This is a genomic window from Desulfosarcina alkanivorans (assembly GCF_009688945.1).
Lineage (GTDB): Bacteria > Desulfobacterota > Desulfobacteria > Desulfobacterales > Desulfosarcinaceae > Desulfosarcina > Desulfosarcina alkanivorans.
The window spans coordinates 3,167,926-3,182,190 of record NZ_AP021874.1; the positions used below are offsets into that span (position 1 = coordinate 3,167,926).

Annotated in this window: 7 protein-coding genes; 6 read left to right on the top strand and 1 reads right to left on the bottom strand. The window is 61.0% G+C overall.

The window, feature by feature from the left end; all coding sequences use genetic code 11:
* Window positions 1-355: 355 nt before the first annotated feature.
* The gene (locus DSCA_RS13990) at window positions 356-1,222 is read right to left on the bottom strand and encodes a branched-chain amino acid ABC transporter permease (protein WP_197904795.1); all 867 of its coding nucleotides are present in this window, start codon (window positions 1,220-1,222) and stop codon (window positions 356-358) included.
* Between the two features lie 357 nt (window positions 1,223-1,579).
* On the opposite strand from DSCA_RS13990, the gene DSCA_RS13995 reads away from it, so the two are divergent.
* From DSCA_RS13995 to DSCA_RS14020, 6 genes are all read left to right on the top strand, one after another.
* Entirely contained in the window at window positions 1,580-3,415 is a 1,836-nt protein-coding gene (locus DSCA_RS13995) for a thiamine pyrophosphate-dependent enzyme (protein WP_231716487.1), read from the top strand.
* 69 nt (window positions 3,416-3,484) lie between these two features.
* Window positions 3,485-4,057 (top strand): 2-oxoacid:acceptor oxidoreductase family protein, encoded by a 573-nt coding sequence (locus DSCA_RS14000; protein ID WP_155317010.1) that lies wholly within the window; start codon window positions 3,485-3,487, stop codon window positions 4,055-4,057.
* A 193-nt stretch (window positions 4,058-4,250) separates the two neighbouring features.
* The gene (locus tag DSCA_RS14005; RefSeq protein WP_155317011.1) at window positions 4,251-4,784 is read left to right on the top strand and encodes a GAK system XXXCH domain-containing protein; all 534 of its coding nucleotides are present in this window, start codon (window positions 4,251-4,253) and stop codon (window positions 4,782-4,784) included.
* Window positions 4,785-4,797: 13 nt separating this feature from the next.
* On the top strand, window positions 4,798-5,985 hold the full coding sequence (locus tag DSCA_RS14010; RefSeq protein ID WP_155317012.1) for a histidine kinase dimerization/phospho-acceptor domain-containing protein: 1,188 nt from the start codon (window positions 4,798-4,800) through the stop codon (window positions 5,983-5,985).
* Window positions 5,986-6,065: 80 nt separating this feature from the next.
* Complete coding sequence (locus DSCA_RS14015; protein WP_167527771.1) at window positions 6,066-6,527, top strand: ferritin family protein; 462 nt, start codon at window positions 6,066-6,068, stop codon at window positions 6,525-6,527.
* Between the two features lie 346 nt (window positions 6,528-6,873).
* Window positions 6,874-14,244, top strand: coding sequence for a DUF4347 domain-containing protein (locus DSCA_RS14020; RefSeq protein ID WP_155317014.1), 7,371 nt, complete (start codon window positions 6,874-6,876; stop codon window positions 14,242-14,244).
* The last annotated feature ends 21 nt before the right edge of the window (window positions 14,245-14,265 follow it).

Consider the following 14,265-nt stretch of genomic DNA (forward strand, 5'->3'; position numbering starts at 1 on the left):
GACTCCGGCTCAATCTTTGATTTAAGATAACGCTTGGCGATATCCTCTTCCCTCCCGTATGAAACCTCCCCGTTTTCAAGTTGTCGGGCAACGCCTGCAGCGCAGCCCGACCCGCAAAACGGATGTAAAATCGAACCGGAGAATATCCAATTTCCAATGTCGAATAACCAGGGATGGTATCGTTTCACCATATCCATCAGAAAAGGCAGGTTAGGGTTCCCCGCGATGCGGGATCTGCGACAGGGCAAGGCCGCAGCGAGGTCGAACCCGCAGGCGTAGCGGCGCTGCGCTGAGGATTTCGACCGAGTGGGAGCGCCGGCCTGGGCCATAAGATGCCTTTTCCGGTTGAACCGTATCACTTTCCCAACAACCCCTTGGGCCTCACGAACAACACCAGCAGCAGCACCACAAACGCGGCGACATCCTTGTAGGCGCTGCTCCAGTATCCGGCCGACAGGGATTCCAGCAGCCCCAGCACCACGCCCCCCAGCACGGCCCCGGGAAAGGAGCCGAACCCGCCCAAAATGGCGGCGGCGAATCCTTTTAACCCCAGCAGGACGCCCACGTCGTAGCTCAAGGTGGTGATGGGGGTCACCAGCACACCGGCCAATCCGCCCAGCCCGCCGGCCAGGGCGAAGCTGGCCGCCTTGACACGCCCCACGGGAATGCCCACCACCGACGCGGCCGTCTGGTTGGAGGCCACGGCACGCATGCACAGCCCCAGCCGGGTGCCTCGGAAAAACAACACCAGCAGGCCGATGGCCAGGGCGGTGATGATCAGGATGGCCACGGCCTGGGGCAGGATGGCGGCGCCGGCAATACGAAACGGCTCCTCGCCGGCCAGGGGCGGGACGGCCATGCGGTTTTTGCCCCACACCAGCTTCATGGCTCCGCGCAGGATAATGGAAATGCCGATGGTCAGGAAGATCAGCACCAGATGGTTCTGGGAGCGCGCCGGCCGCACCCCCAGGCGCTCCACGGCAAGCCCCACCACGGTAACGGCGGCCACGGCGCCGGGAAGGGCCACGACCATGGGCAGCCCGCTCCAGTAAAGCCCGCTGAACAGGAACATGCCGCCCAGGGAGACGAAATCGACCTGGGCAAAATTGACGATGCCGATGGTGTTGTGAACCACGCAGAACCCCAGGGCGATCAATGCGTAAATGGCACCGCTGGTCACACCGGCAAACACAAACTGCAACAGGTCCTGAAAACCGGCCACCGTTCCTCCACGTAGAAACATTTTTAAAATCAAAGGAGCCCACCCTACGCCAGGCACAGGCTCAGGTCAAGAGCAGAAAAGCGGTGCCAATCCGTTTTCCCGTCTCCGAAAACCGATGCCCGATTCCGGGGCTCAGCCATGTCACATGCAAAACCGGACATGCCGGATGCTGAATGCGCGCTGAACGGCCGTTGAGATACAGTGCGGGGAGCATCCGGATGCCCCGTCAACCGCCCTCTCGACAATCGATTCATTTACGTGTAATAGCAACGGGATTGTTTTTTGGGGACGACATCCGAACGATTGAATAATCGCCCGATTCTTCTTGACGCATCAAGCTCAAAGGTTAAACGCAAAATGTCAAATCAAGGCATGAAACAGGCAGGAAAAAAAGAACTCATGATGGGCAACGAAGCCATTGCCCGCGGATTGATGGAAAACGGCTGCCACGTGGCGACCGCCTATCCGGGAACCCCCGCATCGGAGATTCTGTCCGCGGTGGCCAAGGCCAATAAACCGCTGGACACGACCATGCACGTCCAGTGGGCCGTGAACGAAAAGGTGGCCTTCGAAATCGCCTACGCCGGCTGCATGACCGGACTGCGAACCGCTGTCAGCATGAAGCAGGTGGGGCTGAACGTGGCCTCCGATCCGCTGATGAGCGCGGCTTACATGGGTACGGCCGGCGGCTTTGTGATCATCAGCGCCGACGATCCCGGCCCGCATTCGTCCCAGACGGAACAGGACAGCCGCATGATGGCCATGATGGCCAAAATCCCCGTCCTGGACCCCGATTCACCCCGCCAGGCCAAGGAAATGGTCGGCCTGGCCTACACCCTGTCCGAAGCCTTCCATACCCCGGTGATGCTGCGCCCCACGACCCGTGTGTGCCACTCCCGCCAGGATGTCCGCCCCGGCGCGATCCCGCCGCTGGAGAGGAAACCGGATTTCAGGAAAGATCCCTCGCGCTGGGCGGCGACGCCCAAATTTCGGTACCAGCTTCACCTGGAACTGGAAGAAAAGCTGGCCCGCATCGCGGCCCACCAGGCGACGGAGCCGGTTCTGCGCAATCCGAAGGCCGCCGGACGGCGCGCCGTGGTTTCCTGCGGTGTGGCCGCTGCCTACACGGCGGAATCCCTGAAAAATCTTGACCTGTGGGACGACCTGCCATTTTACCAGGTGCGCCAGCCGTTTCCGCTGCACACGGCCTTCGTCCGCCTTCTGCTGGACGCCTTTGACGAAGTGCTGATTTTGGAGGAGACCACCGGCATCATCGAAATGCAACTGGCCGACCGCGATCGCATCAAGGGCAAGCTGAACGGGGTGGTCCCGTGCGTGGGAGAGCTCCTTCCGGAAAAAATTGAGGCCCTGCTGGCCGCTTTTGCCGGCATCGAGGCACACCTCCCGTCGCTGCCCCAGGCGCCCGGCCGGCGCCCGACGCTGTGTGCGGGCTGCCCCCACCGGGCCAGTTTTTTTGCCATCAAGAAAGCGGCCCCGCGGGGCATCTATACCAGCGACATCGGCTGCTACACCCTGGGACTGAATCTCAAGGCGGTGGACACGGTTCTGTGCATGGGGGCGGCCATCAGCCAGGCCGCCGGATTCTACCAGGCCTACAAGCATGAGGAAAAACGGCCCGACATCGTGGCCACCATCGGCGATTCGACCTTCTTTCACGCCGGGGTGCCCGCCCTCGTCGACGCGGTGGTCCAGAACGTCCGTTTCGTGCTGGTCATCCTGGACAACCGCACCACGGCCATGACCGGCAGCCAGCCCACGCCGGCCACGGGCACGGGCGCCTCGGGAGAACCCCTGGCGGAAGTCGATATGGAAAGCCTGGTCAGGGGCTGCGGCATCAAGTTTCTTGAGGTCGGGGACCCCTATGACACCGACGGTTTTATCTCGATGGTCAAAGGGGCGGTCGCCTTCAGCCGCAACGAGGGCCCGGCGGTGGTCATCGCCCGCCACCCCTGCATCATCGACCTGGCGCGCCAGGGGAAGGCCGCCGATCCCATCGAGGTCCTGGTGACCGAGGACTGTGACGGGTGCGGCTTCTGCCTTCAACATTTCGAATGCCCGGCACTGGTGGCCGTGGAGGATGGCCGGCGAACCGCCGTGGACCCCCTGGTCTGCAACGGGTGCGGCGTGTGCCTGGGCGTCTGCCCCAGGGGGGCAATCGTGAAAAAAGAGTAGATCTCTGGTTTCCGGTTGCCGGTAATGGACTGAACAATTGAGAAATGAACGAGGACGAGTGAGTAACCCATGGAAGATAAATCCCGATACCAGATTGTGATCAGCGGCGTGGGCGGACAGGGTGTGTTGTTCATTACCCGGCTGCTGGCCGAAGCGGCCATCGAAAAAGGCCTGCCTGTTTTTACCTCCGAAACCCACGGCATGGCCCAGCGCGGCGGCACGGTCATCTCTCACCTCAAGATCGGAGAATTTGCCAGCCCGCTGATCAACCCGGGCCGCGCCGACGGCCTGATCGCCCTCAAGGCCGAAAGCCTGATCCAGCACGGCGGTTATCTCAAGCCGGGGGGGTGGGCCGCGGTAAACAGCCCGGAACGGGTGAAGACGGATGCACCGTCGACTGCATTCGCCCTCGATGCTGACCGGGTGGCACGGAAAATGGCTGACCCCAGGTCGGTGAATCTGATCATGCTGGGTTTCACCCTTTCCGGCGCCCGACGGAGCGGCACCGGCCAGGGGATGCTGCAGGTTTCCCTGGATGATGTCCAAGCCGTTTTGAACAGCAGACTCAAGGGCAAAGAACGCCGGCTGCAATCGTCCCTCCGGGCGCTGGCAGCCGGCGCCGACAGCGCTGAAGCACCCTGATCCTGCGGGGTGCCGGACCCGGTTTCTGCCGGGTGGCTGTTTCCTGCCGCCATCAAAACCGGAGGGGGCCTGCATGGCAGGAGATTGCCGTCTTTACACCCAGCCGGATTTAATCTAATCTTAATGAGACCGCCTCCCGATTCCGGGTATCCACTTCGCATTGACATGTTCGCGTTTACAGGAGAAAACGCCCATGGAAAACAAAATAGAGAAGAAAATGAGCCCCGGGGAACTGGCCGAACGGCTGGAGGCCATGGCCCGCCAGCTGCGTGACGGGCAGTTTCAGACCGAAAGCGGCAACTGGCCGGTTCCGGAAGCCCTGAGGGCTAAAATCAAGATTGTCGAAAAAAAGGGACGGCTGCAGGCCGGCTTCAAATTCAAGTGGTCGACGGTGGCGCATTACCCACCACCGGAAAAAGCAGCGGTCGAAGACTGGGAAAACCGGTTCAAGGGGGTCAAAAAGCGGTTGGGCCGATCGTTCAAGGCCCTGTCGCGGGCGGCGGCCCGGGATCTGCTCCCGGACCCTGCGATGGTGGAGCAGTATCTGCGGGACTCGGCCGACTTCGAGATCCTGTCCAGCCAGCAGTGGCCCGAAGAAATGATCGTCTACCGGGACCATGTGCAGAATATGAAGCGCGCCGCTGACGGCGGACGGCTGGCCGATTTCCAGCACGAGGTGCGGGACCTCCGCTCGGCCATGGTGGCTTGCCACCAGGCCTTCAAATAACGGAATCTATGACATGACAGATCAATTCCCAACCGATGCAGCCACCTTGCATGCCATCATTGCCGATCATGAAGACTGGCTGACTGACCGGATCCTTTTTTATGCCAAGCGCCGGGGATACACCGCCTACACCTCCACCCTGCGGGAAGCCTGGCGACAATCCATTGCCGGGCTCTCGGCCCCCCTGCTGGCCGCCCTGGAAAAAGGCGGTCCCGATGTTCAGCTGAGCCCCGACCTGGACTACGCCGGCGACCCGCTCGCCCGCTTCGGCATGGCCGAGACGCAGCGCCACCGGGAACGGGGGGTGGGACCGGCCATGCTTCTGGGGTTGATGAAGCACTACTGCCAGAGCTATATGGACCTGGTCGACCGCCAATCGCCGGACCTGGCAAGCAACCGGCGCTTTTCTCAAATCCTGAAACGGTTTTTCGACCGCATTGAAATCGGTCTGTGCACGGCATGGCAGAAACCGGACACCGACGAGCAGATGAAAAATCTGCAAAAGGCCAATCGCAGCATCACCAACGAAAAAAACACGTATCTGACCATTTTCGAAAGCCTTCAGACTCCGGTGGCCGTCCTGGATGAAAACAACCGCGTCGACGCCATCAACCATGCCTGGGCGACCCTTTTCGACGGTCCTGTGGTGCCGGGCGCCGATTACTGCGGTGACACCCCCGGCAACCATCCGGTGGCGTGGTTCCGCGAAGAAATCGACCGGTTCGTCGCCAGCGGAGAGATGGACAGAACCAAAGAAAAGCGTGTGAAAACGGCCCTGGGCCAGCGGGACCTGTCCATCAAGATGAAACGAATGCGCGATGTCAGTGAAAAGTACAGCGGATGCGTAATCCTTCTCGAAGATGTAACCCGGCGAAAGCAGGCCGACTCGGTCCTTGAAGAAACCAGCCAAAGCAGTGAGCGCCTCAAGGGGGTTCTGGAACTGGCCGGTGCCGTATGCCACGACATGAATCAGCCGCTCATGGCCATTTCAGGCTATGCGGAACTGCTTCTGCTGGACTGCCCCGACGATGGGCCCCATGTCCAGAAGCTTAAAAAAATTACCGAGCAGGTCGCCAAAGTGGCAGAAATAACGAGAAAGCTGATGCATGTTACCCACTACGAGACCAAAACCTATCTGGACCAGCAGATCTTCGACATCGAGAAATCATCCAGCCGCTCCCGGACGGAATCCGGGACCTGAATCGAGGCAAACGCCGGCCGCCCCTGCCGGTGCCTCGTAAAGTCCTGTTTCCGGAAATCCGTAAAAAAGGAGAACCCGTTTTGTTCAGCGCCCAGGACATTCTGGATATTGCCATACGGCTGGAAAGCAACGGCGAAAAGACCTATCGGGATGCCAGACAGCATACAGCCGACAAGGAGTTGAAAACCCTTCTGTCCTGGATCGCCCGGGAAGAACAAAACCATGCCCACTGGTTTGCCGGTTTAAAGGATCGCCTGGTTCAGGGCAAGGATCATCACCTGATGGCGGAACTGAGCCGGGCGCTGGTTGAGGATGTGGTCAAGGGGCAGGCCTTCTCCCTCCAGGAGGTGAATTTCAAGGATATCGACACCCCCGAGAAAATGATCCGCACGTTTATCGAATTCGAGGACGATACCATTTCGTTTTATGAAATCCTGAAATCCTTTATCGACGACCCGTCCATCGCCGACCAGTTGGAGCAAATCATCTCCGAAGAGAAAAAGCACTTGGAAACCTTCCGGGAACTGCTGTCGGAGCGCTGAGCAAACCAGCGGGTTCATCTACTGCCATATCTTCTCAACGCAACCCGGCTTCTTCAATTTGGCGCCCTGAAAAACAGGTCCGCGGCCACACATCTCCCTGAGACAAACACAACCGCGGCATAGCGGCGCTCTCCAGCTTCGGGTTTTTCACAGCACGTCCCGAAAACGTCTCGCATTATCCATGGCCTTGTAAAAACAAGCAGGGTGTTATAGAAAAGTTCTCTAGTGGCGGCGAACCAGATTCATCACCCCGCGGCCTGAAAGGGATCGGCAATCGATCCGGGGTTCTCTAAAGACGCTCATCCTTGCGACTCAACAACAGACATCTCACCAGGAGCGGATCCCCATGTGCGACTATAGCGACAGCATCGAGAATATCAGGCGAAGCGTTACAACCACGGTATGCATCCTGTTAACGATTCTGGCGGTACTGGGAACAACGGAACGCGGTTTCTCTTTCAACCGGAGAGACAAAAACCCTGAAAACGCCGGCCTGACGGGCATTGCCCGTCATCAGGAAATGATTTTTATCGACCCGGGCATTGCCGACTATGAACCCCTTCTGCTGAGCCAGGGATCGCATATTGACACCGTTCTGCTTGACAACGGGTCTCCCGGCATCGTCCAAATCGCCGAGGCCCTGCACGGCCGGGATAACGTCAGGGCCATCCATGTTGTCACCCACGGTCGGCAGGGCCGGATCGCATTTCAGCATGGCGCCCTCGCCATGGGCAACCTGAGCCGGTATCGCGATGCCTTTCGTGAGATTGCAGGGGCGATTGATCCGGACGGTACGATTCTGCTCTACGGCTGCAACATTGCAAGAAATGAGGAGGGAAAGAAATTCATTGCCGCCATCGCAGCGCTCACCAAACGTTGCGTTGCGGCCTCGGATGACCCCACCGGCGCTTTCGATCAGGGGGGAGACTGGCGGTTGGAGACGGCCACCGGCGAGGTGGCGGCCTCGGGCGTAAGCGGGGCCTTTGCGGCCTCGGGCTTCTCCGGTCTGCTGCTCGAATCCGGAGTGGAGACCTTCTCAGGGGCCGAATTTTCAGACGGCGAGACCGTGAACACCAATGACGGCAACTTCACGCTCACCACCGAAGTCGCTGGCGGCCTTTCGTGGGACAGCTCGACGCTCGAGGTGTATATCGACTCCGGTACGACAGGGACAACCGCCGGCATCCAGTATATCAAAGTGGCCACAACCAGTGCCGCCTCCCCACCGACCTTCCAGCTGGATGCCATAACCATTTCGGAATACGAAGACGAATCGGGCGATGCCTTTCAGCAGATCGTCGTCGCCGGATATGGCTCGGACGATCAGAAACTGGCCGAATATCATTTCGATGCCGGCAGCTTAGATGGAGTGGCCTTCAAATTTAATGACGGCGGCCATAAAATTGATTTGAGCGGATCTGATTTTTCCGGTGCCAATATCAAATATTTCACCATCGGTATCCATACCGGCGTGCAGGAGCTGTATGATTTTGGACTCCTGTCATTTCAAATCACCATCACCCTGACAAGCGATGATCCGGTCCTGCAGAATCTGCACGGAGACAGCCTGTCTTACGCCACAGGGGACGGTCCTGTAATCGTGGACCAGGGCACGGCGGTCAGCGTCAGCGACGGCGACAGCGCCAATTTCGACGGCGGGGTGCTGGCCATATCCATCACTGATGGCATTGTGGATGCCTCGGAAGAGCGCCTGTCCCTTGATGACAGCAGGGGGATTGTCGAACTTTCCGGCCTGACAGCCGGTTCCGGCATATCGGTGGATGACACCCCAGTCGGCACCTTAGGCAACGCCATTGCCGCCGGTGAAGACCTGGTGATCCGTCTGAACGGCAACGCCAATGCAGCCAATACGGCCATGCTGATCGGGGCGGTGACCTATGAAAATACGGACACGATCAACCCCGTACCCGGAACACGGACCATCGGCGTCGTGCTTATCGACGGGGCCGGGGGAACGTCGGAAACATCCAGCGCCACCGTCACCGTGGGCGGATCGGACCACAGGAACTTCGAAGGGGCCGTCGTCGACAGCGGAACCGTGACCACTGCCGACGGCGACTTCGAGGTGTCGACCGGGAACGCGCAGGGCATGGACCGTTACGCCTATGCATCCTCCCTTGACGAGGTCTACATCAACGACAGCGCATTGTCCTCTGATGCCCAGAATTTCACCGTGGCGGCGATATCATCAGCCGCCGTGGCGGCCTTCCGGCTCGACTCCGTGACCTTCTCGGAATCCCCGGCCGACTCGGGGAACGATTTTTACGGCAACATCGTCATTACCGGATTTGACGATGGCACCCAGAGCGCGATTCACAGTTTTCCCGCCTCGGCATTCCCGACGGATTTCCAGACGCGCATCGGCGGTTGTTCAGTTGACCTGAACGGGACAGACTTCGACACCGCCGATATCGATGCCTTCACGGTCAGCTTCACGCCGGCCAATCAGTCGCCGTACGTTTTCGCCATCACCTCATTTTCGATCACCGTCACCCAGAGCCAATCCAGCGAAAATCCCATTCTGGACAACCTCCACGGAGACAGCCTGTCCTACGCCAAGGGGGACGGCGGGGTGGTCGTAGACCAGGGCACGGCGGTTGTTGTGACGGATTCGGACAGCGTTGATTTCGACGGTGGCGATTTGACGGTGACCATCAGTGCCGGTGGTGCGGATGCGTCTGAGAATATCTTGTCCCTGCAATCCGAAACGGTTTTCCTGTCCGGTTCGACGGCAGGGTCTGCCGTATCGGTGGGCGACATGGTGATCGGCACCCTGGAAAACGACATCGCCGCCGGTGAAGACCTGGTGGTGAACCTGAACGGCAATGCCACCGCCGCCAGAACGGCCATGCTGATCGGAGCGGTGACCTATGAAAATACGGACACGATCAATCCGGTGCCCGGTGTCCGGAGCATCGATTTCGTCCTGACCGACGGAGACGGGGGCAAATCGGAGATGTCCGGCACCACGGTGGCCGTGGTCGACGCCGGCCACCGGAACTTCGAAGGGGCGATGCACAGCGGCGGCATCGTAACCAGCGCCGACGGTGACTTCCAGGTCTCGACGGCAAACAGTGAAGGCGTGACGACTGCCTCATACGCCGCCTACCTCGACGAGGTTTATATCGACGACGATTCGGCAACCTCATCGACCCAGGTTTTTACCGTGGCAGCGTCCGGCGCTGCGCCCTTCTCGATGTTCGAACTCGACGCCGTAACCTTCTCGGAGTTGCCGGCCGGTTCGGGGGATGATTTTTCCGACAACATCGTCATTACCGGATTCAACGATAGCGTTCAGTGCGCGAGTTTCAGCTTTCCCGCTTCGGATTTTGAGACGGACTTTCGAACCGAAACCGCCGGCGGTCATACCGTCGACCTGAATGGCTCAGACTTCGACGGCGTCGGCATCGATGCCTTCACGATCGGCTTCACACCCTCCGACCAGCCGCCGTACGTGTTCGCCATGACCTCTTTCCTGATCGCCGTCGCCCCGGTAAACGCCGCGCCCACGATCTCTGATATGGACGGCGACAGCCTGGCCTACCGGGAAGATGACGTCGCCGTCGTCATCGATCAGGGAACACCGGCCGGCGTGATCGACCCTGACAGCAGTGATTTCGCGGGCGGAACGTTGACCGTGACCATCAGCACCGGAGAAGACGCCCAGGAAGACGTCCTCTCACTGGACACCGGCGGAACGGTTGCCCTGGCCGGTTCCGCTGTATGGGTGGGCAGCACCGAGGTCGGCACCCTGGACAACGCCGTCACCGCCGGTGCGGACCTGGTGATCCATCTGAACGGCGATGCCGATGCCGCCAACACGGCAGCACTGATCGGTGCCGTGACCTATGAGAATACGGATACCGGCAACCCGACCGCGGGCCCGCGGACAGTCCAGTTTACCCTGGCCGACGGTGACGGCGGAACGTCATCGGCATCCAGCGCCACGGTGACCGTGAGCCGGATAAACGACCCGCCGGCGGTTGCCGTCAACACCGGCTCTATCCTGGCCGAAGGCGGTCTGGATACGCTTGCCGCCTCCGAACTCAACGAAGGCGATCCGGACGACAGCGGAACCGGTCTGTCCTACACGGTCGCGGACCCGGTGGCCCACGGCACCCTGTGGGTGGATTCGGATGGCAGCGGAAGCGTCAATGGAACGGAGACGGCCCTGTCCGCCACTGGACAGTTTACCCAGTCGGATATCGACAACGGCCGCCTGAGATATGCCCATGACGGGGGAGAAACCCTTTCCGACTATTTTACGTTTTCCCTGGCCGACGGCCGGGAGGACGGGGCCGCCGTCCTTACCGGCCAGACCTTCAGCATCGCCATCACCGCGGTCAACGATGACCCGAGCCTGTCCGGGCTGATCACGGACGTGATGGTGACGGAGGATACGGCCGGCAATGTGAACCTGTCCAGCGCAACCCTCAGCGACGCGGATTCGGGATCGGGCAGCGTGACGCTGACCCTGGCTGCCGGGAACGGCGTTCTGTCGGCCGCAAGCAGCGACGGGGTGGCCGCAGGCGGATCCGGTACCGGGACCCTGACGCTGACCGGCACGGTTGCACATATCGATGCCTTTCTGAACACGCCCAGCCACATCCAATACACCGGTGCATGGAACGCAAGCGGGAACCATGCCGACACCCTCACCCTGACGGCCAACGACGCCGGCAATACCGGCGATGGCGGCGGTGGGAATGTATCGTTGGGCACGGTTAACGTGGACATCGCTGCGGTCAACGACGCGCCGGAGATCATCGGTCAGACGAGGCTCAATACCTATGAAACCGCGCCTGTGGCGATCACGCTGGGGGACCTGGTGGTCACCGATCCGGACAACACCTACCCGGATGGTTTCACGCTCACGGTCCTGGATGGTGACCACTACACCCGTTCCGGCCAGGTGGTCACGCCAGCTGCTGGGTTTGCCGGGGATCTTTCGGTCCCCGTAAGCGTCAGCGACGGCACGGATGATAGCAGCGTATTCGAACTGACCCTGCACGTGGGCACTGAAAAGAGGGTGGAAAACATCAACGATGCCGGTGCGGGATCCCTGCGCCAGGTGCTTGCGGATGCCGGTGACGGGGATCGTATCGACCTGTCCGGGGTGGCCGGGACCATCACGCTGACCAGCGGCCCCCTGGCGGTCGGCCGGGATGTCGAGATAAACGGCTCGCAGACCGACGGCATCGTTATTGACGGGGGCGGGGCCGATCGCGTGATAGAAATATACGCCGGCGCAACCGTGACCCTTTCGGATCTTACCGTCACCAACGGCGCCGTCGCGGATTCCGGGGGTGGCCTCAGCAACAGCGGCGATCTGACCCTGGTCCGTGTCACCGTGAGCGGTAATGCGTCCACGCTCGGCAACCGCGGCGGGGGCATCCATAATCACGGCACCCTGACCATGAAAAACAGCACCGTCAGCGGCAACAGCGCCGACGGCGGCGGCGGCGGCATCGTCAACGACGGGATACTCGCGATCACCCACTGCACCATCGCCGCCAACACCTCATCAACGGCAGCAGGCGGTCTTCTCAACACCGGCACGCTCAGCATGACCAACACCCTCATCGCCGGCAATTCGCCCACCGATGCCGCCAATACCGGCACCGTCGCCGCCAATACCGGCAATCTCATCGAAGATGCCGGCATCCCCGCCAGTTTATCCGGAAACCCGGACCTCGGAGCGCTCGCGGATAACGGCGGCAGCACCCGGACCCATGGCCTTTCATCCGGCAGCATCGCGGTTGACGCCGGGGACCAGAACGCCGCGGAGACCGAGGATCAACGCGGCAACGCCCGTCCCGTCGACGGCGATGGCGACGACCATGCGGTTGCCGATATCGGCGCGTTCGAATACAGCCCCGGCGCCGTCGAATTCAGCACCGCCGCCTTCAGCACGGCCGAAGATGATGGCGTCGCGACCATTGCCGTCGTCCGGTCCGGTGTTGGAGACGGCCCCGTGTCGGTGGCCTATGAAACCTCGGACGGCACGGCAACTGCAGGCAGCGATTATACCGCCGCATCCGGCACCCTGACCTGGCGCCATGGCGACACATCGGATAAAACCTTCACCATGGCGATACTCGATGATGTCGACGACGAACCGGACGAAACCGTCAACCTGGCCCTGACCGGCATTTCAGGTGCCGGAACCGCCAGCATCCTTTCGGCCGTCCTGACCATCGGGGATAATGATGTCTACTGCACCTTGACCATGGCTCTCGGCGGCGAGGGCTCGGGAAGCGTCACCAGTTCTCCGGCCGGCATCGACTGCGGCAGCGGATGCACGGCGGTTTTTTATGCCGGAACCCCCATCACCCTTTTCGCCTCGCCCGATGATGCCTGCACGGCCTTTTCCGGATGGTCCGGCGGCGAATGTTCCGGGACCGGACCGTGCATGTTTGAATTGAATGGGGACACCCTTATTACGGCGGTGTTCGACCTGCCGGATTCAGACGGCGACGGCGTCCTGGACTGCAACGACGCCTTCCCGGATGACCCCGACGAAACCCTGGACGGCGATGGCGACGGCATCGGCGACAATGCCGACACGGACCATGACAATGACGGCATGCCGACGGACTGGGAAGTGCAAAACGGCCTGGATCCGCTTGTGGACGATGCCGATCTGAACCCGGACAATGACGGGTTGACCAACCTGGAAGAGTATCAAACCGGCACGGATCCCCGGGTGGAAACGGATGGCCCTGGCATCCCGGTGCTCGTTTCCCCGAGCCATGCGGCAACCGGACAAGCCCTGACCCTGTCCCTTGAGGCCGGGTATACGGGCGGCGCGGACACGTCGCTGCATGCCGGGACCCGGTGGCAGATCGCCCTGGACGCGGATTTCACCGATGCGCTGATGGATATCAGTTCGGAAACGCATAAAACCGGAATCACCGTTCCCGTCGGCGTGCTGGGGCCCTATACGACCTGTTACTGGCGGGTTCGATATGCTGATACCGGCGCTTTGAACTGGCCCTGGTCGGGCTCAAGGGCTTTTACCACAGGGACGGGCTGTGCCGACGAAGATGGCAACGGGCTCCCCGACGATCAGGAGGTCGGTCGGGAAACGGAATCGGATCTGGACGGGGACGGCCAAAACGACCTTTTCCAGGCGGACATGCACTGCATTGAACTTTCCGACGGCTCCGGCTGGACCTGCCTCCAGAACGGCGCGGCCTGCCGGGTCGATGAATTTTTCCGCATCGGCGATGAGGAAATCGCCGGCGCGGACGGCCGGCCGGATCGCCTCCCCTGCGGCCTGTTCGGATTCCGGCTGATTGTCGATGCGCCCGGCGATCCGGTGGTGGTGAACAAGTACTACTCCACGCCCCTGCCTGAAAATGTCGCCTGGTACAAATACGACAGCATTAACGGATGGTTCGATTATTCGGGCTTTGTGACCGTCGGTGAGGACCGGCAGGCCGTGGCCATTGAACTCATGGACGGGGGGTACGGGGATGCGGATGGTGTCGCCAACGGCGTCATCGTCGATCCGTCCGGGCCGGCAAGCATCGATAATTCCGGCGGTGGCGGCAGTGGATGTTTTATCACCGCCGCCGGGGGTGATCGACACGGCGGGAACCGGGGGCCATTCCGCTGGTGCTTCGTGGCTGCCGCTTCCCTGGCAGCCGGGATATGGCGGTGGATAAGAAATTCTGAACCGGAGGATGTCTGAGCAGGGATGCCGGCGGCATCG

Excerpts from the sequence above, each read along its gene's own strand:
- DSCA_RS13995 (WP_231716487.1), top strand. The coding sequence starts at position 1,580 with ATGTCAAATCAAGGCATGAAACAGGCAGGAAAAAAAGAACTCATGATG.
- DSCA_RS14000 (WP_155317010.1), top strand. The coding sequence starts at position 3,485 with ATGGAAGATAAATCCCGATACCAGATTGTGATCAGCGGCGTGGGCGGA.
- DSCA_RS14005 (WP_155317011.1), top strand. The coding sequence starts at position 4,251 with ATGGAAAACAAAATAGAGAAGAAAATGAGCCCCGGGGAACTGGCCGAA.
- DSCA_RS14010 (WP_155317012.1), top strand. The coding sequence starts at position 4,798 with ATGACAGATCAATTCCCAACCGATGCAGCCACCTTGCATGCCATCATT.
- DSCA_RS14020 (WP_155317014.1), top strand. The coding sequence starts at position 6,874 with ATGTGCGACTATAGCGACAGCATCGAGAATATCAGGCGAAGCGTTACA.